Annotated in this window: 16 protein-coding genes; 2 read left to right on the top strand and 14 right to left on the bottom strand. The window is 42.3% G+C overall.

Annotation, left to right across the window (positions count from 1 at the left end):
- Positions 1-67: 67 nt before the first annotated feature.
- The 6 genes from pgi to uvrC all read right to left on the bottom strand — a co-directional run bounded on the left by pgi (position 68) and on the right by uvrC (position 9,149).
- A complete protein-coding gene (gene pgi / locus FGG15_RS14140) occupies positions 68-1,705 on the bottom strand; it encodes a glucose-6-phosphate isomerase (RefSeq protein WP_138837330.1) in 1,638 nt (545 codons plus the stop codon).
- Position 1,706: 1 nt separating this feature from the next.
- A complete protein-coding gene (locus FGG15_RS14135) occupies positions 1,707-3,008 on the bottom strand; it encodes a peptidoglycan DD-metalloendopeptidase family protein (protein ID WP_138837328.1) in 1,302 nt (433 codons plus the stop codon).
- Between the two features lie 2 nt (positions 3,009-3,010).
- Positions 3,011-3,976, bottom strand: a complete 966-nt coding sequence (locus tag FGG15_RS14130; RefSeq protein WP_138837326.1) for a tryptophan 2,3-dioxygenase family protein — start codon at positions 3,974-3,976, stop codon at positions 3,011-3,013.
- A gap of 6 nt (positions 3,977-3,982) precedes the next feature.
- Positions 3,983-4,762: a DUF3108 domain-containing protein gene (locus tag FGG15_RS14125; protein ID WP_138837324.1), complete on the bottom strand. Its 780-nt coding sequence runs from the start codon at positions 4,760-4,762 to the stop codon at positions 3,983-3,985.
- Between the two features lie 334 nt (positions 4,763-5,096).
- Positions 5,097-7,352: a patatin-like phospholipase family protein gene (locus tag FGG15_RS14120; protein ID WP_138837322.1), complete on the bottom strand. Its 2,256-nt coding sequence runs from the start codon at positions 7,350-7,352 to the stop codon at positions 5,097-5,099.
- Positions 7,353-7,358: 6 nt separating this feature from the next.
- Positions 7,359-9,149, bottom strand: coding sequence for an excinuclease ABC subunit UvrC (gene uvrC, locus FGG15_RS14115; protein WP_138838312.1), 1,791 nt, complete (start codon positions 9,147-9,149; stop codon positions 7,359-7,361).
- Positions 9,150-9,657: 508 nt separating this feature from the next.
- Between uvrC and FGG15_RS14110 the strand changes: the two genes are divergently transcribed.
- A complete protein-coding gene (locus FGG15_RS14110; protein WP_138837320.1) occupies positions 9,658-10,218 on the top strand; it encodes a 5-formyltetrahydrofolate cyclo-ligase in 561 nt (186 codons plus the stop codon).
- Here the strand turns inward: FGG15_RS14110 and FGG15_RS14105 are convergent.
- Genes FGG15_RS14105 through ileS form a run of 4 tightly spaced genes read right to left on the bottom strand, consistent with a single transcriptional unit; the run spans position 10,215 to position 15,322 of the window.
- Entirely contained in the window at positions 10,215-10,850 is a 636-nt protein-coding gene (locus FGG15_RS14105; RefSeq protein WP_138837318.1) for a lipoprotein signal peptidase, read from the bottom strand. The genes FGG15_RS14110 and FGG15_RS14105 overlap by 4 nt on opposite strands.
- A gap of 34 nt (positions 10,851-10,884) precedes the next feature.
- A complete protein-coding gene (locus tag FGG15_RS14100; protein ID WP_237561825.1) occupies positions 10,885-11,523 on the bottom strand; it encodes a DUF4097 family beta strand repeat-containing protein in 639 nt (212 codons plus the stop codon).
- An 11-nt stretch (positions 11,524-11,534) separates the two neighbouring features.
- Positions 11,535-11,918 carry a TraR/DksA family transcriptional regulator gene (locus FGG15_RS14095; RefSeq protein WP_138837316.1) on the bottom strand — a complete coding sequence of 128 codons (384 nt, stop codon included), beginning with the start codon at positions 11,916-11,918 and terminating at the stop codon, positions 11,535-11,537.
- 2 nt (positions 11,919-11,920) lie between these two features.
- The gene (ileS, locus tag FGG15_RS14090; protein WP_138837314.1) at positions 11,921-15,322 is read right to left on the bottom strand and encodes an isoleucine--tRNA ligase; all 3,402 of its coding nucleotides are present in this window, start codon (positions 15,320-15,322) and stop codon (positions 11,921-11,923) included.
- A gap of 180 nt (positions 15,323-15,502) precedes the next feature.
- Between ileS and FGG15_RS14085 the strand changes: the two genes are divergently transcribed.
- Positions 15,503-15,823, top strand: a complete 321-nt coding sequence (locus tag FGG15_RS14085; protein WP_138837312.1) for a hypothetical protein — start codon at positions 15,503-15,505, stop codon at positions 15,821-15,823.
- 48 nt (positions 15,824-15,871) lie between these two features.
- Here FGG15_RS14085 and FGG15_RS14080 read toward each other — a convergent pair whose 3' ends face one another.
- The 4 genes from FGG15_RS14080 to FGG15_RS14065 form a co-directional block, all read right to left on the bottom strand.
- Positions 15,872-18,304 (bottom strand): TonB-dependent receptor, encoded by a 2,433-nt coding sequence (locus FGG15_RS14080; protein ID WP_237561824.1) that lies wholly within the window; start codon positions 18,302-18,304, stop codon positions 15,872-15,874.
- A complete protein-coding gene (gene recO, locus FGG15_RS14075) occupies positions 18,288-19,007 on the bottom strand; it encodes a DNA repair protein RecO (RefSeq protein WP_138837310.1) in 720 nt (239 codons plus the stop codon). The genes FGG15_RS14080 and recO overlap by 17 nt, the downstream gene beginning before the upstream one ends.
- 87 nt (positions 19,008-19,094) lie before the next feature.
- A complete protein-coding gene (gene gdhA, locus FGG15_RS14070; protein WP_138837308.1) occupies positions 19,095-20,438 on the bottom strand; it encodes an NADP-specific glutamate dehydrogenase in 1,344 nt (447 codons plus the stop codon).
- Positions 20,439-20,567: 129 nt separating this feature from the next.
- Entirely contained in the window at positions 20,568-21,722 is a 1,155-nt protein-coding gene (locus FGG15_RS14065; protein ID WP_138837306.1) for a cystathionine gamma-synthase, read from the bottom strand.
- Between the last annotated feature and the right edge of the window lie 35 nt (positions 21,723-21,757).

The raw sequence follows: 21,757 nt of genomic DNA, 5'->3' as shown, positions 1-21,757 counted from the left end.
TTAACATTTAAAATGAGCTGACAAAGAAGTATTTAGCTTTTTTCCCGAAGAATGCTAACCCACTAATTTACTTCTTAAAATGTTGCAGAAGATGAAGCGTTGAGCTGTCGTGTTTGCCAATTCCTGAATTCTCAATATCAGCCAAAATATTCTTGGCCAATTGCTTGCCCAACTCCACACCCCATTGGTCGTAGCTGAAGATGTTCCAAACAATGCCCTGAACGAAGATTTTGTGCTCATAAAGAGCAATCAAAGCCCCTAAACTTTTTGGGGTAAGCTTATCAATTAAAATGGTATTGGTGGGTTTGTTGCCTTCAAAAACCTTAAATGGAAGCAAGACTTCCAATTCTTCTTGGGACAATCCCTGCCCTTGCAATTCGGATTTGACTTCTTCTCTCGTTTTCCCGTTCATCAAAGCTTCCGTCTGGGCAAAGAAATTTGCCATCAATTTATTGTGATGGTCCACATCCCCATGTAGGGATTCCTTGAATCCAATAAAATCTGTTGGAATCAATTTAGTGCCTTGGTGAATGAGTTGGAAAAAGGCATGTTGTGAATTTGTTCCCGGCTCGCCCCAAATAATGGTTCCCGTCTCATAATTGGTCCTTTTGCCGGCTCGATCCACACTCTTGCCATTACTCTCCATGATTCCCTGCTGTAAATAGGCGGAGAATCGATTTAGATATTGGGTATATGGAATAATTGCCTCTGTTTCGGCGCCATAGAAATTGTTGTACCAAACGCTCAACATGGCCAAAACAACCGGAACGTTTTCTGCAAACGGCGCTTGCCTAAAATGGGTGTCCATTTGATTGGCCCCTGAAAGCAGCCCGTCAAAATTATCGTAACCCACGGCCAATGCTATGGAGAGTCCAACCGCGCTCCAAAGTGAGAAACGGCCTCCTACCCAATCCCACATGGGGAAAACATTTTCTTGGGCTATTCCAAATTCATCAATTTTTTCTTGATTGGTGGAAACCGCTGCAAAATGCTTGGCAATATCCCCTTCGGAAGCGTGCTCCAAGAACCATTTTTTTATGGTTAGCGCATTGCTCAACGTTTCTTGAGTGGTAAAGGTTTTGGATACCACAACAAAAAGGGTGGTTTCCGGATCTAAGGTTTTTAGAACCTCGTGGACATGGTCGCCATCCACATTGCTAACAAAGTGGGTGTTGAGATGGTTTTTATAAAATTTCAGAGCTTCGGTGACCATCACCGGGCCTAAATCCGATCCCCCAATGCCAATATTGACCACATCGGTAAATGCCTTACCGGTAAATCCCTTTTTAGCTCCTGAAATTACAGCATGGGAAAAGCTCTTAATCTTCTCCTTTACCTCAAAAACCTCAGGAACCACATTTTGCCCATCTACCAAAACTTCATCTTCTTTTTGAGCCCTTAGTGCGGTATGCAAAACAGCTCTTCCCTCTGTTTGGTTAATCAAATCCCCTTTGAAGTAACTGTCAATGGAGCTTTTCAAGCCTACTTCCTCGGCCAATTCCAAAAGCAAATCAACCGTCTCTTGGGTTATTCTATTCTTAGAAAAATCAACCAGAAAATCCTCCCACTGCATGCTAAATTTTGTGCCACGCTGAGTGTCTTTGGCAAAAAGTTCCCTTAAATGGGTTTTTTGGGTTTGAGTAAAATGATTTTGAAGTTTTTTCCAGGCTTGGGTAGTAGTAGGGTTTACTTTGGGTAATGCCATTTTATGGGTTAAGGGTTAGTTGGTTTTCTTCAAGCTCAGGATCAAGCAAATCTTCGGTTTCTTTTGGCAAGAGGATATATTCAATGCAGTCCAACTGGAATTTTAAAGGATCAATGTGAGCCAGATAATCTGTTCGCAAAGAGTCAGCAATAGGTTCTGCCGCGGGCAATTTTTCCCGAAGCGGATCTACTTGTCTTCCATTTCTCCAAAACCTATAACAGACATGGGGACCTCCCGTATTTCCAGTCATCCCAACCCATCCAATTACGTCGCCTTGACGGACAAATTCTCCACGTTTCACCTTCTGCTTTTTCATATGTAGATATTGGGTGCTATAGGTGCCATTGTGCCGAATCTTCACATATTTACCATTGCCTCCTCTTCTTGTGGATTCCGTAACGGTACCATCTGCAGTGGCAATGATCGGCGTTCCGATTGGTGCGGCATAATCCGTTCCTTTATGTGGTCTTACTTTGTATCCGTAATAAGCAATTCTGCGCTTTAGGTTATACCGGGAAGACAAACGATATCCAAATTTGATAGGAGCACGCAGGAAGGTGCTGCGTAGGTTGTTGGCATCCTGATCATAGTAGTCCAAAATATTTTTGAGCGAATCCGTTACATAGGGAAAGGCATAAATGGGCGTTCCCTTATGCTCAAACAGCGCTGCTTTTATGGGTCCACGACCCGCATATATGGAATCATTGATAAAATGTTCGTCATAAATGACCTTGAACTTGTCTCCTTTTTCCAGCCTAAAGAAATCTATGGTCCACGCATAAATTTCGGATAGATCAATGGTTACATTGTAATCAACACCAAGATTATCCAAAGTTTCAGAGAGGTTGTTCTCAATTACTCCGCCAACCTCCCGTTCAACGGAATTCACCTTTCTTCTTCCCTTATAGGCGTTGGCTGTGCTGTCCCGAAAATCAAAAACCGTGTAGTTGATCTTGTCATTTTGATAAATGAAGACTTGAGCCGATTCAGAAGTATCCTTGGATTTTAAAAGCACGTAGGGTTTTCTGTCTATCCTTCTAATATCAAAGGTATCCTTATACTCTTCCGCAATATGAATGATCTTGGGGTAATCCACCTTGTTCTTAAGCATAAGTTCGCCAAAAGTCTCCCCTTTTTGAATGGTGTCGTAAACCACATTGAACTCCTCTAAATTGAAGCCAAAGCGCTTTACAATTGGCTTTTGTACCGGTTCTGCCGGTTCAAGTTGCTGCACTAATTCCTGTTTCTCCTTACAGGAAACCAATATGATCAATGCCAGAATTGCCCCAAAATATTTCTGCATTACTATCTTTTTTTTGCTGGATTAAAAATGTGGTCAACCCACTGTTTCCCCCATGTATCAAGCTCATTTTCCGAGTACAAAGTTGGGAAAAATATTATTTTCTGAAAACTTGGTGGTAAAAAGTCTTTCCAATTGGTTCCTCCGGTAGCATCAACCTCCTTGTTTTCCTTGGCCAAATACCGATAAGCGGAACCCATATGCATCAAGGGCCAATTTACATTGGCATTGACATCCATCTCTTTAAGCGATTTGATCAATTGCTCATTTTTTCTATGCTCTTCAGGTAGCTGTAGGTACTTGTGATAGATGGTGCTCTTCTTCACCTGATTGGATATTCGTAACAGGCGCGGGGTATATCGAAACTCAAACTGTTTAAGGGTAAGTGTTTTTTCTCCAGTGGTTAAATCAGTGGCTCCCTTTTTCCAATAAATCTGCTCAAAAAGCTCTTCAATACTGTTCTTGTCCGAAAAAGATTCGCGTTCAGTATGGTGTACAAGATTCTCCAATGGTGTAGCATAAATCTCAATCATCCTGTATTGGGCAGATTGAAACCCGCTGGCCGGAAGTAACGCCATTCGGTATCGGAGAAACTGTTCACGCTCCATCCCCTTGATCATAATTCCGAAAGAGGATATAAGTGCCTTGAAATAGCTGTTTATCCTATTGACCTTTTCAATGAAATATTGCAAATCTTGGGACCTATCCTCTACAATTTGCTTTTGCTCGTGCAAAATGAGCTTGAAATAAAGCTCTGTAATCTGGTGATACATGATGAATATCTCCTCATCCGGAAAATGGGTGCGGGGCACCTGAATACTCAACAAGGTGTCTAAATGGATATAATCCCAGTAGGTAAGATATTTTTGGTAAAGGAGCCCATCTAGGTAGGAACTTAGGTCTTGTCCAGAGTTTTTGTACTTCTCTTCAAGCTTATTGATTTGGGACTCAATTCGCTCATCATTCCTCATTAACTACTATCTCATTATTATTTTAAACTGGTTTCGCAATCCGTTGTAACCGTCCAAATCCGCTTTTAGGGAGCCAACAGCCAAATCGGCCTTGATACGTACCGGAATTTTGTTGAGATCATTGGAAACCCAAAGGGTAAGGCTCTCTTTTTCCTTAAATACACGACCCGATTGTACAACGGGCCTAAATTTAAGACATTCTACCTTGCCAAACTTGGTGCGAATCACTTCTTTTCCCAAATATTTTAGTTTGAACTTGTAAATTCCCTCATCGTCAAACAACATATCCAGGTCAATGGACTTGCCCTCTTCAAAATCATCAACTTCATATCGGTTTCTCAAATAATAAGAGGCCGATAACAAATCCTGCACGTCTGTGTGTACCGGAATGTCCATGACCTTCCCATTTTTGTTGTCCGTTAAAATGGCTTTGTCCTGGTCATATTTAAAGTCGATTTCCACATCTCGCGTATATCCGCCTTCACTGATCTTGCGGATGAATCGGTATGGCTTACCGTCATTTTTTCCAAAGTAACTCTCATATCTATCGTCGACCTTAAAAAAGAGGCTGGCAAAACCGGTGGTTTTTCCTAAGCCCACCACATGGTATACCGGGACTTTTTCTATAGTATCGGAAGTTAGATGCAAAGTGGCGTAGCTCGCATTGAGAATACCGTAGTGAATTCTAAATTTTAACCATTCCCCACTCTTATATGCAGGAGATTGACTAAATACTGAAGTAGAGGTTAAAAGCAGTAAACTAATAAGGGCAAAAAACTTTTTCATAACTGTTTTGTCGTCATAAAATTAGTAAAATCACATGTTTAGCAGGTTAACTTACTATTACATAAACAAAACTTGTTCCAAAATAGTATGTATAAAAAAAGCCCAGTGTAAAAACTGGGCTTTTCCTAAATAACCAACCAAACTTTAAATTATGAAAAACCAATACTTAAAGTTATAAGGGAACCACCCCTTATGCCAACAAAGATAAGCCAAGGTTTTGTAGGAAAATAAGTTTTAAGGCGACTTTAACTATCTTTTATCAAATTTGATATGGAAGGGGGGAAAAATTGACAGTTTTTTAAGAGGTTTTGCCAATATATAAGGGATTCCCAAACTAAAACCAGTAGCCCACACTAAAGAAAAAGTTGCTTTCCGAAACTTCCGGACTCCAGGAATAGAAGATTTGGACCGGCCCCAAAAAAGATTCCAGACCGTAACCCAAACCATAACCCGAATAGGTGGGTTCCGAAAACCAGTCCCCTGTCCTAAAAAGATCATCGGCCACGTTGGCAAAGTTGGCCGTGAACAAGATGTGGTTCTTGGGAGCCACTTCATAGTCCAAACGGCCATAGGCTTTCACATAACTATTGCCGGGAAGGCTAAGAAAATCATAGCCCATGAAGGAGGTAAAATTATTTACAAAATCGTTGCCATAGCCTCCAAGCACAAAATCGAAGGAGGTTACACCGGAAGTTCCCAATTTTACGCCCCCTTCGGTTTCCAAATTAAGACTCAAATTAGGAAATGGTGTAAACGCTGTTCCCAATCTTGCCTTTCCTACAGAAAATTCCCTAAAATTATCATTGAAATCGGAGGAAAGGAGATACAAATGGAAATCACTATCGAAGAAAAGTCCTTTGGAAGGGAAGTATTTGTCATCATAGGTGTCCAAGGTTATTTTGCCATAGGCGCTAAAATAACTTGAGTCATCAAAAAAGGTGCGTTCGGAAGGTTCCGGCAAAAAGGCTTCCGCTGTTTCATCGGCAAATTGATTCAAGGTTCTTGTACTATAGCGGAGCAACTTGTGTTCCAAGCCCAGCGTAAATGCAAACTCTTCCCGTAACACGGTCTGCAGGTATATTTGGTTGGTCAAATCCGTAACATCCAAATTGATCTCACGAATGTTGGGGTCGTTGGGAGCATCAAAGTTAGTTCTGATCAGATTATAGTCGATCTCCTCATTAAAATTTGTGAATTTCGAGTTTATCCCAAAACTCCAATAATACCCTTTATCCAGATAATACTGCATATTGTAACGGATGTTGTCCCCTACTATAAAATCAAAAGAAGCCACATCATCCTTGAGTAAAAAGTTCTTTTTGGTCAGATTGATCAAAGCGGAGCTTTTATAGAGATCGTCATAATGCGCAGACATTTTAATAAACATCTTTGTGGGATTCTCTTTGAGTTTGAGAATCAGATCTGTACCCAAACCATTGGATACCAATTCATATCTTATAGCCTTAAAATTTCCTGTTGCGGATAAGTTGTTAATTCCCTGTTTCAACTTTTCGAAGGCTACTTTTTCAGCCAGATTGAGCCGCAACTTTCCCTTAATGTAACCCCGGGTGTAACGGTCGTTCCCTTCCAAAATTAGACGGTTGATCACCAGGCTATCTTTTACGGCAATCCTCTTTTTGGGAGTTGGGGTTATTTGCTGCTTGGCTGCAATGTCCTTCAACGCCTTCAATTGGGTGTAAGCCGCTATCTCACCGCTTTCCACAATTTCCAAACTTCGATCAAAATCGATTACGGAAAAGTCATCGATATCAGGTCTTATATAAATGTCGGTCTGTTGGGCCTTTTTTTTCATGTCCCTTACCGTTCTGTAATTGTTGATCTGCAATAAAATCTCTGTGGCCGATTCCAAGGATTCCCTAGTGGCCAAACCATGTTGCACATCCACGCCTATGATGATATCTGCTCCCAAGGCCTTGATTTCATCTATGGGGTAATTATTGACCACCCCACCATCAATCAGCACCTCTCCTTCAATTTCCGAAGGCTCAAACAGCGAGGGAAAGGTTCCGCTTGCCATAATGGCTTCTGGTAAATAGCCTCTATCCAACAGGACTTCTTCACCGGTTTCCACATTGGTGGCCACACATAAAAATGGGATGGGCAGACTGCCAAAATCCTGAATATCCTTTACATGAAATAACAATCGAACCAACTCATTATAGATGTTCTGGCCTCCTGAGATGGCCTGCGGAAATGAAACATTGAAATTGGTAAAAGGCAGTCCCAATGCGTATCGTTCAGAATCCTCTTTCTCATAAAAAGTCTTGGCTCCCCTAGGGACGTTATCCTGAATAAGCTCAGTAAAATTGGTCACCCTAAAAATGGAATCCAATTCTTTGGCAGAATAGCCCGAGGCATACAGCGCACCCACAATCGCTCCCATACTGGTTCCGCCTATATAATCAATTTTAATTCCGGCCTCATCAATTACCTTCAACGCCCCAATGTGGGCCATGCCCTTGGCGCCACCTCCACTAAGCACCAATCCCACCTTGGGAGACTCCTCTTGGGATCTTCCCAATACTCCCATCAAAACAAAAATCAATAGCAAAACGTTCTTCAATCTCATGTGTTTTTAATGGAAGGATTTATAAATTTTTTTAGCCTTGGCCATACCTACAGATTCCGCAAGACTCTCAATGGTTGCTTCTTTCACCCGTTTTACCGATTTAAATTGCTTCAACAATTGCTCTGCCGTTTTCTTCCCAATGCCCTCTATGTTTTCCAATTCTGAATCGATGGCTTCCTTACTTCTTCGGTTTCTATGGTGGGTAATCCCAAATCTGTGGGCTTCGTTTCTCAGTTGCTGTATGATCTTAAGACTTTCCGATTTTTTGTCCAGATAAAGCGGAATGGGGTCGTCCGGAAAATAGATCTCCTCCAAACGTTTGGCAATACCAATTATGGCTATTTTGCCTCTTAATCCCAAAATTTCCAAGCTTTTTAAGGCGGAAGACAATTGGCCCTTTCCGCCGTCAATCACTATAAGTTGCGGTAGGGCTTCATCTTCGCCCAATAATCGCTTGTATCTGCGAAAAACCACTTCCTCCATGCTTGCAAAATCATCAGGCCCTTCAACGGTTTTAATGTTGAAATGCCTGTACTCCTTTTTGGAAGGCTTGCCATTTCTAAAGACCACGCAGGCTGCCACAGGATTGCTCCCCTGGATGTTGGAATTATCGAAACATTCAATATGAGTGGGCTCATCACTAAGCCGGAGATCGGCTTTCATCTGGGCCATAATCCGTTTTACATGACGATCGGGATCAGTTATCTTAATTTGTTTGAAGCGATCCTGTCTGAAGAAACGGGCATTCCGTTCGGATAGCTCCAAAATTCTCCGCTTTTCGCCCAATTTGGGAAGGGTAATCTTGATATTGTCCTCCACTAGGACAGGAAAAGGCAAATAAATTTCCCTGGATTGGGATTGGAATCGATGTCTAATCTCGGTTATGGCCAATTGAAGCAGTTCCTCATCAGTCTCATCCAATTTCTTTTTAATTTCCAAGGTATGCGAACGAACAATAGAGCCGTGGGACAGTTGCAAAAAGTTAACATAGCCATGGGTCTCGTCGGATATTATGGAGAATACATCCACATTGTTGATCTTGGGATTGACCACAGTAGATCGGGCCTGATAATTCTCCAAGATTTCAATTTTATCCTTGATGAACTGGGCTTTTTCAAACTCCATTTGCTCTGCCAAGGTTTTCATCTGCTGCTTAAAATGCTGGATGGATCCCTTGAAATTCCCCTTGATTATTTGCCGGATGTTTTCAATTTGTCCATGGTAATCTGCTTCGGATTGCAGTCCTGCACATGGCCCTAGGCAATTTCCTAGATGGTATTCCAGGCAAACTTTGTATTTTCCTGCGGCGATTTTTTCCTCCGACAAGTCGTAATTGCAAGTCCTAAGGGGATACAGACTTCTGACCAAATCCAACAAGGTTCGTACGGTTTTCATACTGGTATATGGCCCAAAATATTCAGAACCGTCCTTGATAAGTTTTCGCGTGGAGAACACCCTTGGAAAACGCTCTTTTTTGATGCAAATCCAGGGATAGGACTTATCATCCTTGAGCAGCACATTATAGCGGGGCAGTAGTTTCTTGATCAGGTTGTTCTCCAGCAGGAGCGCATCGGATTCGGAGGATACCACTATGTGCTTAACCGAATGAATTTTCTTTACCAAGACCCTAGTTTTTCCGTACTCCTGCTTCTTGTTAAAGTAGGAGGATACCCTTTTCTTCAGGTTTTTGGCCTTGCCCACATACAGAATTTTCCCCTCCGAATCGTAAAATTGGTATACGCCCGGATTGCTGGGCAAAACACTTATTTGAACACTAATAGAAGGTAAGTCGGACATAAACTTCTCAAAAATCCACGCTCTAACAAAAGTAGGTTTTAATACTACTGGTTTTTTGTTAAAATTGATCAAACCCCTTTCGGAATTGATGGTTGGCAGTATGGAATCCACGGATGCAATATTGGACACCGCCCATTGCTCCCAATTTAGCGTTTTCATATTGGAAGACGTACGCTAAATTTCTGAGAATGAAATTGAAAGCTGAAGCCCAAAACTTTTTCCTAACAATATGTTTAAACTTTGTGGGAAAAGGTATTCAAAACAGGGACTACATGTTAAACTGTTGCTAAAAATGATGCTGTTCATCGATAAAAAGTGCATTTCATGGTGATTTTTTCAATTCTTTTACCTACATTTAACCATATAAATACAATTCAATGGAGAACTATGTTATCGTTTTGGGAATGTATTTGATTTTGATGCTTTTTTTCAAAATCTTTTTCTCGGTTTCAACTAGAGAATAGACCAAATCCCCCAGAACCCCCAACCCCAAAATTTTCAACATTCGATGTTGAAACATGAACTAAGAAAAAAGTATAAAAACCTGAGATTGGGCATGAGTCCAGAAGAAATCTCAGCGTCGAGTATCATTCTAGCAAATCATGTACTAGAAATCCCAATTTGGGATTTTTTTTATTTCCATACTTTCCTAAGTATCCAGACCAATCAAGAAGTGGACACCCTTCCGCTAATCACACTACTTCAAGGCCGTGACAAGAACGTTGTTGTTCCCAAAGTAGTTTCCAACAATTCCATGGAAAATTTTCTGCTCACCGACAGTACCAGGCTTAAACTTAGCAAATGGAGCATTCCAGAACCTGAAGACGGGATACCCATCCCAGAAAGCAAAATAGATGTGGTGTTTGTGCCATTATTGGCCTTTGACCTCAAAGGAAACAGGGTGGGCTACGGTAAAGGGTACTATGATAACTTCCTCCGAAAGTGTGACGATAGCACCGTTAAAATTGGCATGTCTTTATTTGCGGCCGAAAATTCAATCCAGGGTGTCCACGAAAATGATGTGGCTTTGGATTACTGCATCACGCCAAAGAAAATCTATGAATTCTAATCTGAAGTTTCGTCCTTCTGCTTTTTAGGGAAAGCTCTTTTGTTGAAAACAATCAGGACACCTACACCCGTGCTTATAGCGGTATCTGCAATGTTGAAAACGGGCTCAAAAAAACGGAATCGGTTACCGCCAACCCATGGAACCCAATCGGGCCAAGTACTATCAATCAAAGGAAAATATAACATGTCCACAACCTTTCCATGAAATATCTTGCCATAAGGATCATCCGCAAAAAGGGTGGCTACTTGGCCATGGCTGTCGTTGAATATAACACCATAAAAAACCGAATCTATAATATTCCCTACCGCTCCAGCAAAAATCAGCGACACTGCCAAAATCAAGGTTTTGGGCGATTGCTTTCTTATAATATCCCAAAGCCAATATCCAATTCCTGATATGGCAAAAAGTCTAAAAATTGTCAAAATCAATTTTCCAGTAGATTCCGATATTGGAAGAAAATCACTTAGTTTGGTTCCCCAAGCCGCGCCCGAGTTTTCTATGAAATAAATCTTGAACCACGAAAAAATCTCGTGCGATTGTTCATACAGGAAATTGGTCTTGATATATATTTTACTGATTTGATCTATCACCAAGACCAACACAATGATTATTAGGGACTTTTTTAGATTCATACCTTCAAAAAGAGATTGCGCAAAAGTAGGGATATTATTTCGTTTTCTTAAGTTGTATGGTTCCTTCCACTGAGCTTAAAATGTACTGGTTGCTCCCTATGGGAATTTCCTCTTTTACAACTTGTCCATAGGTGGATTCTGCCTGAAAGTTTCCTTGGGATGCCCATACCATAATATCTCCTTTTTGGGTTTTGACATCCACAAATTGCGTCACATTGTCCAACGTACATGTTCCATTCGCCAATTTCACTTCCAATTTTTCGTAGTCCCCCAGAACATCAACATTGCTGCTGGTACCGTACAGGGACACATTCCTATGGGCTGGGACAACAATCTCCAGAGCAATAGAAATCACCTTATGGGCGCTCAATTTATCATTGGGATTGGTAAAGTTGGGATGAAATCCGGTGCCGATTAGCATGGTAGCCCCTTTTTCTTCCAAGGTTAGCAGTAAATCCTTGGCATATTCACCTTCCATCTGGGCAGCAACATATACTTCATCCGTTTTGGCTGTTTGAAGGGTAATCTGATAACAGAAATCAGCGTTGATCTGGATAAATTCAATATCCGAATCCAATAGTGCTTTCTTGATTTCCTTTTGCCCATGGAGATTGGACAATCCTAAAAAGCCCAACAAAATGAACGGGAATCTCATAAGCAAAAAACGCCTCAAGGCGTTTTTTTTTATTTCTGCATGTTCTTGGCCTCTATGCTCAGGGTAGCGTGGGGAACGAGCTTTAGCCGTTCCTTATTGATCAATTTCCCGGTTACCCGGCAAATTCCATAGGTTTTATTTTCTATACGCAGCAAAGCGTTTTTTAAATCGCGGATAAATTTCTCTTGACGAATGGCCAACTGGGTATTGGCTTCCTTGCTCATGGTCTCGGAGCCTTCTTCAAAGGCTTTGAAAGTGGGGGAAGTGTCATCCGTACCATTATTGCCATCATTCATATAAGAGCTTTTCAGCAACTCCAAATGCTTTTTTGCCTTTTCAATTTTTTCTTCGATCAACGCTCTGAACTCCTCAAGGTCTTTATCGGAATATCTAACTTTTAAATCTTGCGCCATTTCTAGTGTTTTTGGATAAACAATTTTGTATTCACTTCGTCAAAGGCAATTGCTATGCCTTCCTCTAAATTCTCTTCAAAATTAAGTTGGGCGGTCAGCGTTTCTGTCTTGATGTATTCCTCATTACTGGAAACCGCTTGTTCCACCAACCCGTCTTTTAATATTTTGATGTCAATCTTATCGGTCACTTCAAACCCAGATTCTTTTCTGAGATTTTGGATTCTATTGACCAATTCCCTCGCAATACCTTCTTTTTTAAGGTTTTCGTCTATGGTAACGTCCAAGGCAACTGTTAAAGCACCTGAGCTTGCCACCAACCAACCTTCAATATCTTGCGAACTGATCTCTACATCGGTTAACTGTAAAATAATATTTTTATTTTCCAATGCAAGCATTAATTCGCCTTCTCGCTCAATTTTTTGGATTTCTTCTTGCCCCAATTGGTTTACAGCAACCGCAATTGCCTTCATATCCTTACCAAATCGAGGGCCCAAAACCTTAAAATTAGGCTTTATTTGCTTTACCAATATGCCTGAAGCATCGTCCAACAATTCAATCTCCTTCACATTCACTTCGGACTTGATCAATTCAGAAACCGCTTCTATACTCTCTTTTTGGTCGGCATCCAAAACGGGTATCATCACCTTTTGCAAGGGTTGACGTACCTTAATTTTCTCTTTCTGACGTATGGACAGCACCAAGGAAGAAATCTTTTGCGCCAATTGCATCTTCCGCTCCAGTTTTTTGTTGACCATATTAGGATCAAAAACAGGAAAATCTGCCAAATGCACACTTTCAACCCCTTCTTTTTGAGTACTGCTGTCCAAGTCCTTGTATAATCGTTCCATATAAAATGGTGCCACAGGAGCGGAAAGTTTTGCTACAGTGGTCAAACAGGTATATAGGGTCTGATAAGCAGATATTTTATCCTGTTGGTAATCCCCTTTCCAGAAACGTCTTCTACTCAAGCGTACGTACCAGTTACTCAGGTTTTCCTGTACAAAGTCTGAAATCATTCGGGAAGCCTTTGTGGCCTCATAATCTGCATAAGCTTCGTCCACTTTTTCAATCAACGAATGCAGCTCTGACAGGATCCATTGATCAATCTCTGGTCGCTCTTCCAAGGGAATGTCCGCTTCTGAATACGTAAACCCATCTATATTGGCATACAGCGCCATAAAGGAATAGGTATTATATAGTGTTCCGAAGAATTTTCGTTTCACCTCAACAATTCCCTCCATATCAAATTTAAGGTTGTCCCAAGGGTTGGCATTGGAAATCATATACCAACGTGTAGCATCTGCTCCATGCTTGGGCAACACCTCAAAGGGATCCACTGCATTACCCAACCGTTTGGACATTTTCTTTCCTTCCTTGTCCAAAACAAGCCCGTTGGACACCACATTTTTATAGGAAACGGTATCAAAAACCATGGTTGCAATGGCATGCAAAGTATAGAACCATCCTCGAGTCTGATCTACTCCTTCCGCAATAAAATTGGCAGGAAAAGCAACTCCATCATCTACCAATTCTTTGTTCTCGAAAGGATAGTGCCATTGTGCGTAAGGCATGGAACCACTATCGAACCACACGTCAATCAAATCAGATTCCCGTTTCATGGGTTTCCCTGAAGGAGACACCAAGGTAATCTGATCTACAATGTTTTTGTGCAAGTCTATCTTGTCGTAGTTGGCCTCGCTCATATCGCCTACTACAAAATCCTCAAAAAGGTCTTTCTCCAAAACTCCGGCTTCCATGGCCTTGGCCATTTCTTGCTTTAGCTCTTCAACAGAGCCAATAATCAATTCTTCTTTACCATCGTCGGTTCGCCATATGGGCAGCGGAATCCCCCAATATCGGGATCGGGAGAGGTTCCAATCGTTGGCATTGGCCAACCAGTTCCCAAAACGACCCTCCCCTGTTGCCTTGGGTTTCCAATTAATGGATTGGTTCAGTTCGAACATGCGATCCTTGATATCCGTAACCTTCACAAACCACGAGTCCAAAGGATAATAGAGCACCGGTTTATCCGTTCTCCAGCAATTGGGATAACTGTGCAGGTATTTTTCAACCTTAAAGGCCTTGTTCTCTTCCTTTAGTTTGATGGCAATCTCAACATCCACAGATTTATCTGGTGCCTCGCCATCGTCATAGTATTCGTTCTTGACATATTTACCTGCCAATTCCTTCATCTCGGGTCTAAACCTTCCTTGTAAGTCTACCAATGGGACTGGGTTGCTATTCTCATCCAAAACCAACATTGGTGGCACAGGCGGCGTAGCCTGTTTGGCCACCAGGGCATCGTCTGCACCAAAGGTGGGAGCCGTATGTACAATTCCGGTACCATCTTCCGTAGTCACAAAATCCCCGCTGATCACCCTAAAGGCATTTTCAGGGTTTTCATAAGGGAGGGTATAATCCAACAATTGCTCATATTGAATTCCTACCAAATCCTTCCCCTTAAAACTCTGGCGTACTTGATACGGTATCTTCTTATCAACTGGGCGGTAATTGACAAATTCATCTTCGCCTTCAGCTGCAAAAAACTTTCCTGTAAACTGTTTCCCGACCAAGGCTTTTGCAAGCACCACGTTGATCGGTTCAAAAGTGTATTGGTTAAAACTCTTTACCAAAACATACTCAATCTTTGGCCCAACCGTCAAAGCGGTATTGGATGGCAGGGTCCATGGGGTAGTGGTCCAAGCCAAGAAATGGATATCTCCCCCCACATTTTTCATGAAATCTGGAAGCGACTCTTTTTTGGCCTTGAACTGTGCAGTAACCGTAGTGTCCGTAACATCTTGATAGGTCCCTGGTTGATTAAGCTCATGGGAGCTAAGTCCGGTTCCTGCCTTAGGCGAATAGGGCTGAATGGTGTATCCTTTATACAGAAGACCCTTGTCATATATCTGCTTCAACAACCACCAAACCGATTCCATATACTTGGACTTATAGGTGATATAAGGGTCATCCATATCTACCCAATAGCCTACCTTCTCGGTCATTTCATTCCAGACATCGGTATAACGCATAACCGCTTTCTTGCAAGCGGCATTGTACTCCTCAACAGAAATTTTCTTACCTATATCCTCTTTGGTAATGCCCAGTTCTTTTTCCACACCAATCTCAATGGGCAGTCCATGGGTGTCCCAACCGGCTTTTCGCTTCACTTGGTAGCCTTTCATGGTCTTGTACCTTGGAAAAATGTCCTTTATGGTCCTGGCCATTACGTGGTGTATTCCCGGCATACCGTTGGCAGAAGGTGGGCCTTCATAAAAAACGTAGCTCTCCTTGCCTTCCCGTGTGGAAACACTTTTCTCAAATATTTCATTGGCTTTCCAAAAATCCAAAACCTCTTCAGATACCTTTGGTAAATCCAATCCCTTATATTCTGCAAACTTCATATGTACTGCTACTTCTTCTAGAATTCCAAGTTTGCAAAATTAAAAATTTCGATGGAATAACTACTGCTTAAATGAGGGTTTTAAATGCTTTAAGTTGCTAAACCTAAATATGATATGTTCCTCTAATTCAGTTCCTTTAAAATTTATATCTTGACAGCTTTAACACTAAACCATTATAATATGAAAAAAGTAGTAATTGGGGTCATGGCTTTGACCCTTTCCATGTCCGTTTTGGTTTCATGTAAAGAGGCCGCTGATAAGGCCAAGGACGCAGCCGAGGAAACGGAGCAAAGCTTGGAAGAAGCTGGTGATAACTTAAAAGATGCAGCCAATGACGCCATGGATGCCGTAAAAGAGGCTGGGGAAGATGTGAAGGAAGCTGGCGAGCAAGCTTTGGACAGTATCAAAAAAGCTGGTGAGGAAACCATGGACAAGGCCAAAGAAATGGGGGATGACCTTAAAAAGGCTGCGGAAGATACCAAGGAAGCTTTGGATCATTAAAAATTCAATTCCAACCAAATAGTTAGCCCCGATTTATCGGGGCTTTTTTTAGAAGTTATATCCCAGCCCCATAATCAAGTTCGTGCCTGGAGCAACAATTCCCGAGGAATAGGTTCGGTAGCGTTGGTTGGTCATATTTTCCAAACTCAGGGTAGCTTTTAAGGCATTGGTTATTTGATATTGCGACCTAAAGTTGAGGGTGTACCAGGATGGACTATAAGGGTTTCCATTTTCATCCACAGCATAGATATAGGATTTACTCCGTTCGGATAAGGCTAAATCATTATACCCAATTTCGCCATTATAGTTGAGGAAAAAATCGGCTTTCAACTTCTGGTTTTGCCAAATCAAATGGACATCGCCAAAGGTGGGAGCGGCATGCCGAGCGGCACTTTCCTCCCCAGTATCATCTTCCTCTGTCCCCTCGGTAATGGTCAAATTGCTGGCTATAGCCCAGTTCTCATTTAAAAATGCCTCAAGTCCCACTTCCACACCATATACATACGCTTTAGCTGCATTTTGAATGGCCTGGACGGTACTCAATTCCCCATTATAGATGATTTCGCTTTCTCCGTTGAAGGTAAAATCCCGTCTTACCAAGGCATCAACCAAATAGGTATAAAAGGCCGCCCCTTTGAACACTATTTTATCTTGGACATTTTTCCGAATCCCCAATTCCACATTGTAGGCATACTCGGGTTCCAATTCTGGGTTGGGAACCACCACAGCTCCCGGTTCGGAATCAAAGATTTTTCCAATATCATCAATGTTGGGCGCTCTAAATCCGGTAGAACCGTTCAAGGTAATCTGTAAATCGGCCTTGGGAAACCAGCTAAATCCTACGCTGCCCGTAAATGCGCCGGTAATCAAATCAGCCTCATCAAATGGAAAGGGATAAAAGGTTTTATCAAACTGGGCATCCACCCATACTTGGCTATACCGTGCTCCGGAAAGTAGGGTTAAATTAGGCATCAACTTATACTCCCCGTTAATATAACCTGCGAATGTCTGCCAAGTGGCCCCATCCGGATATCTGGAGGCCGCAGCCGAAACCACATCGGTTGTAATATTGGTCTGTCTTCCTTCGGAATGTACTTTATTGAAAATATATTCTGCTCCGTAATACAATCTGAGGTCTCCAATTTTTTTGTTTTCAAAGTCCAGGCTAACGGTAAGCGCATCCACCTTTTCTGTTGTGGTAAATCGGTCTACAGCTTGAAAATTCCGATTGACCCTGCTTTCTTCAAAAAATTGGTAAGCTGTAGTGAGCTTTACTCCATCATAGAATTTGTTCTTCCCTTGCTTGGTGATTTGAAAATTGCCCATAAACCACTTTTGTGGACCATAGAACCATTCCGCTGAACGCAGGCCGTCACCTTCGTCATTGGGTCTGATCAATCTGTCATATCTGGAAAACTCCGAGGTTTCAGAGTAATGAAGTCCCAAATCGTAGTTCCAAGTGGCATTGGGTTTATAGGTGAATTTTTGCAGTAAATTGATTTGATCATATCCTGATGTCAGCTGTTTTCTTGGGTCATTATTTTCCCGAAGCACATCCATTCCGTTTTCCCGAACCACAAATTGGTTCCTTAAATAGGAATCTGGTCCGCTTTCTCCCATAACCAAGTCATCAAAATTGTTGTATGTGATACTGGTGAAAGATGCCCAATGTTGTTGCCCAAGATTCAAATCCACGTGTGCTGTGTTCTCATTGTTTGCCGAGGCAAAGCGATACGTGGCGTTGCCAGACACCGTAAGACTGTCCGTAAACGAAAATCTGGGGTTTCTGGTAAAAAAGTTCATGACCCCTCCCATGGCATCACTTCCATAAATAACCGATCCAGGACCAAAAATCACCTCGGTATTTCTAATGGTAAAAGGATCTACAGAAATAACATTCTGTATGTTTCCCCCTCGAAAAATGGCATTGTTCATCCGTACGCCATCCACAGAAAGCAATAATCTGTTGGTGGCAAACCCCCTGATCATAGGGCTCCCTCCGCCCAATTGACTTTTCTGCACAAAAACTTTCCCGCTGTTATGTAGCAAATCTGCAGAGGTTTGTGGATTGGTAAAGGCAATTGTTCTGGCATCAATGGATTCAATCTTTTGGGGAATATCCTTTTTTTGTTGCTCCCATTTGGATACGGACATAACAACTTCCTGCAATTCTTCGGGTTTCAATCCCAGATACACCCGGTTTCCCTTTTTCCCAATTTTAGCACGGGTGGTCACCAGCTCCTCATAGCTAATATGTCTAAAGGTAATGCGTTCCTTACCATCGAAAACATCTAGATTGGCCTTCCCATTTAAATTGGAAACCGAGGTTTTGGATTTATCCTTGTTGAAAATGGCAATATTGGCCACAGGACTTCCCGTATCTGCGTCCAAAACTGTAATTTCTTGTGAAAAACCAGAGAGGGAGGCCATAAGGAAAAGGAGGACAAAACCAATGTTGCGCATACTACTCAAAAACTGCATTTAAAACGGCCAGAGACTTCGGTTTTCTAAATCCGTGCAAATGTAATTCAAAATACAGAATAACTTTTTTCAGCAATTCCTGTCTTTGGGGCCGGTTCATTTGTATCGCTTGAAGTGCATCAAAATTTATGCCCAAGAGCGTTTTGAAATGGACAATTTCATCTCCCTGAATCATGGGGTTAAGGGAAGGAGCCGTCACAAAACCTCCTTCCAACAAATCAAAGTAAGGAGCTTTTACAAAAGAAGTATCGGGATAGAACCCTAAAAACTTAGTGAGGTTCAACAAAAACAAAAGATGAAAACTGGGCGGGGGAGCATTTTCATCCAACCAATGCAAGGCGTACTCCAAGTAGTTGAAAAGCGCCTGGTCCTCTTCTTGTTCTTGAATGCTATTTCCCAGCATTTCCGCCAAAAACAGCACCAAACTGTTTTTCACAATATCAGTATGCAAGGACTTATAGGGCACAGCCACTTTAGCCTCTCTAATACTTTCCAGGGTGTCCTTGTTTTTATGGTTGGCCACAATCTCCAACTGCATCAAGGGCAAAAAATAGGCGGCTTTTAGTTTCCCTCTTTTAGAACTTAACACCCCTTTAAGCAAGTAGGACTTTAAACCATCGGACACGGTAAAGGCCTTAACGATAAGACTGGTATCGCCATATTTTATGGAAGAAAGTACAATGGCCTTGGTGGTTACCTGCATCTGAAAAACGGGATTGGTCCAATATAAAAAAAGTGGGCGATTGACCAACAACCGCCCACTCTGATTTTACAAAATCGGAATCTGTGTTTAGATAACCCCCTGGGCCAACATGGCATCGGCTACCTTCACAAATCCAGCAATATTGGCTCCTTTTACATAGTTGCAGTAGCCATCTCCTTCTTTACCAAATTCGATACAGGAATCGTGGATATCTCCCATAATTCCTTTCAAGCGTTCGTCAACCTCTTCCCTTGTCCAGCTAATACGCAAGGAGTTCTGTGACATTTCCAATCCTGAAGTGGCAACACCCCCAGCGTTGGAAGCTTTTCCAGGTGCAAACAATATTTTGGCATCGTGGAAGGCGTGTATGGCTTCAGGAGTAGAAGGCATGTTTGCCCCCTCGGCAACAGCCATACAACCGTTTTTGATCAACACAGCGGCATCATCTCCATTAAGTTCGTTTTGCGTTGCACAGGGCAAGGCTACATCACAGGCTACTTCCCAAGGCGTTTTACCCTTGTGGTATTCTGCTGATGGGTACTGATCTACATATTCAGAGATACGGCCTCTTCGGTTGTTCTTTAAATCCATGACAAAAGCGAGTTTGTCCATGTCTATGCCATCCTTATCGAAGATATATCCTCCAGAATCTGAAAGTGTCAATACCGTTCCGCCCAAGTGCATTACTTTTTCAGCGGCGAACTGTGCTACATTTCCAGAACCGGAAATCACAACCTTTTTCCCTTCAAAGGAATGGCCTTGGGTCTTAAGCATACTATCAGCAAAGTATACGGTTCCATATCCAGTTGCTTCCGGTCTTATTAGGGATCCTCCCCAAGAACGACCTTTCCCGGTCAATACTCCGGTAAACTCGTTTCGTATCTTTTTGTACATCCCAAATAGGAATCCAATTTCACGGGCGCCAACGCCAATATCCCCTGCTGGAACATCCGTGTTGGGGCCGATATGTCTGTTCAATTCCAGCATAAAGGCATGGCAAAAACGCATGACCTCATCATCCGATTTACCTTTTGGATCAAAATCCGACCCTCCCTTACCACCTCCCATGGGAAGCGTGGTCAAACTGTTCTTGAATACTTGTTCAAAAGCAAGGAACTTAAGGACACTGGCATTCACCGTTGGGTGGAAACGAAGCCCTCCCTTATACGGGCCAATGGCCGAATTCATTTGAATTCGGTATCCCCGGTTTACGTGAATTTCTCCACTATCGTCCACCCAGGCTACTCGAAAGGATATCAAACGCTCGGGTTCCACCATTCGCAAAAGGATATTTTTGCCATGGTAAATATCGTGTTTGACAATGTAAGGGATAACCGTTTCGGCCACCTCTTGTACCGCTTGGATAAACTCAGGTTCGTGACCATTCCGGGCAATCACCTCATCCATAAATGCTTTGATTTTTGCTTCCATATAACGGATTTCAAGTTTAATTTCCCCGATTTCGATTCCGGGGAATTTTAACAAATTAGGAATTAGAGGGCAAAATTATACTATTTACATAATTCAAATAGCCTTTTTCTGAAAATTTTTCAAAATTAGCTATCCTATCGCCTGTTCCAGATCCGCTATAAGATCGTTCACATCCTCAATGCCCACGCTCAGTCTGATCAAGGCATCCACCACCCCACTTTTTTCGCGTTCTTCTTTGGGAATACTGGCATGGGTCATGCTTGCCGGATGGCCCGCCAAACTCTCAACCCCGCCTAAAGATTCAGCCAAGGTGAACACCTCCAATTTTTCCACAATTTTAATGGCATCCTCATAACTGCTTCCTTTGGTGATAAAGGATATCATGCCACCAAAACCATCCATTTGCGATTTGGCAATGGCATGATTGGGATGGTTCTCAAAACCTGGCCAGTACACCTTCTCAATTTTTGGATGATTGACCAGGAATTCCGCAATGGCCTGCCCGTTTTCACAATGGCGTTGCATACGTACATGAAGGGTCTTTATCCCACGAAGGGTCAAAAAACTGTCCATGGGTCCACATACCGCACCGCTGGCATTCTGAATAAAATAAAGCTGATCCGCCAACGCTTTGTCCTTAACCACCAAGGCACCGACGACCACATCGCTATGCCCGCCCAAATATTTGGTGGCCGAGTGCATTACAATGTCCGCACCCAAATCCAGAGGTCTTTGCAAATAGGGGGTGGCAAAAGTGTTGTCCACCGCCAAAAGCAAGTTGTGTTTTTTAGCCAACTTGGAAACTGCTTTGATGTCTATGATGTTCATCATGGGGTTGGTAGGGGTCTCCACCCAAATCAACTTGGTCTTTTCATTGATTTTGGCCTCAATGGCCGCTGGGTCTTGCATTCCAATAAAATGGAAAGTGATTCCATATTTCTCAAACACCTGCTTGAACAATCTATAGCTTCCGCCATACAAATCATTGGTGGACACCACTTCGTCACCTGGGTTGAGTAATTTGATCACTGCATCCATTGCCGAAAGTCCGCTGGCAAATGCCAATCCATAGTTGCCATTTTCAATACTTGCCAGGGCATTTTCCAAGGCCGTTCTTGTAGGGTTCGCACTTCTGGAATATTCATACCCCATGTGCCCACCAGGAGTGGATTGGGCATAGGTTGACGTTTGGTAAATAGGGGGCATTACAGCGCCATAGGCCTTATCAGGTTGCTGTCCCCCGTGAATCGTTTTGCTATTGAAATTAAGTTCTCTTTTGCTCATTGTATATTAGTCTGCTGCAAATGTATTGTTATCTT

The organism is Flagellimonas algicola, assembly GCF_005937185.1.
Classification (GTDB): Bacteria; Bacteroidota; Bacteroidia; order Flavobacteriales; family Flavobacteriaceae; genus Flagellimonas; species Flagellimonas algicola.
The sequence above is the reverse complement of the archived record's forward strand: the minus strand, read 5'-3'. Positions and strand labels throughout refer to the sequence as shown.

Excerpts from the sequence above, each read along its gene's own strand:
- recO (WP_138837310.1), bottom strand. The coding sequence starts at position 19,007 with ATGCAGGTAACCACCAAGGCCATTGTACTTTCTTCCATAAAATATGGC.
- ileS (WP_138837314.1), bottom strand. The coding sequence starts at position 15,322 with ATGAAGTTTGCAGAATATAAGGGATTGGATTTACCAAAGGTATCTGAA.
- FGG15_RS14110 (WP_138837320.1), top strand. The coding sequence starts at position 9,658 with ATGTTGAAACATGAACTAAGAAAAAAGTATAAAAACCTGAGATTGGGC.
- FGG15_RS14125 (WP_138837324.1), bottom strand. The coding sequence starts at position 4,762 with ATGAAAAAGTTTTTTGCCCTTATTAGTTTACTGCTTTTAACCTCTACT.
- pgi (WP_138837330.1), bottom strand. The coding sequence starts at position 1,705 with ATGGCATTACCCAAAGTAAACCCTACTACTACCCAAGCCTGGAAAAAA.
- uvrC (WP_138838312.1), bottom strand. The coding sequence starts at position 9,149 with ATGTCCGACTTACCTTCTATTAGTGTTCAAATAAGTGTTTTGCCCAGC.
- gdhA (WP_138837308.1), bottom strand. The coding sequence starts at position 20,438 with ATGGAAGCAAAAATCAAAGCATTTATGGATGAGGTGATTGCCCGGAAT.
- FGG15_RS14065 (WP_138837306.1), bottom strand. The coding sequence starts at position 21,722 with ATGAGCAAAAGAGAACTTAATTTCAATAGCAAAACGATTCACGGGGGA.
- FGG15_RS14085 (WP_138837312.1), top strand. The coding sequence starts at position 15,503 with ATGAAAAAAGTAGTAATTGGGGTCATGGCTTTGACCCTTTCCATGTCC.
- FGG15_RS14080 (WP_237561824.1), bottom strand. The coding sequence starts at position 18,304 with ATGCAGTTTTTGAGTAGTATGCGCAACATTGGTTTTGTCCTCCTTTTC.
- FGG15_RS14120 (WP_138837322.1), bottom strand. The coding sequence starts at position 7,352 with ATGAGATTGAAGAACGTTTTGCTATTGATTTTTGTTTTGATGGGAGTA.
- FGG15_RS14135 (WP_138837328.1), bottom strand. The coding sequence starts at position 3,008 with ATGCAGAAATATTTTGGGGCAATTCTGGCATTGATCATATTGGTTTCC.
- FGG15_RS14095 (WP_138837316.1), bottom strand. The coding sequence starts at position 11,918 with ATGGCGCAAGATTTAAAAGTTAGATATTCCGATAAAGACCTTGAGGAG.
- FGG15_RS14130 (WP_138837326.1), bottom strand. The coding sequence starts at position 3,976 with ATGAGGAATGATGAGCGAATTGAGTCCCAAATCAATAAGCTTGAAGAG.
- FGG15_RS14105 (WP_138837318.1), bottom strand. The coding sequence starts at position 10,850 with ATGAATCTAAAAAAGTCCCTAATAATCATTGTGTTGGTCTTGGTGATA.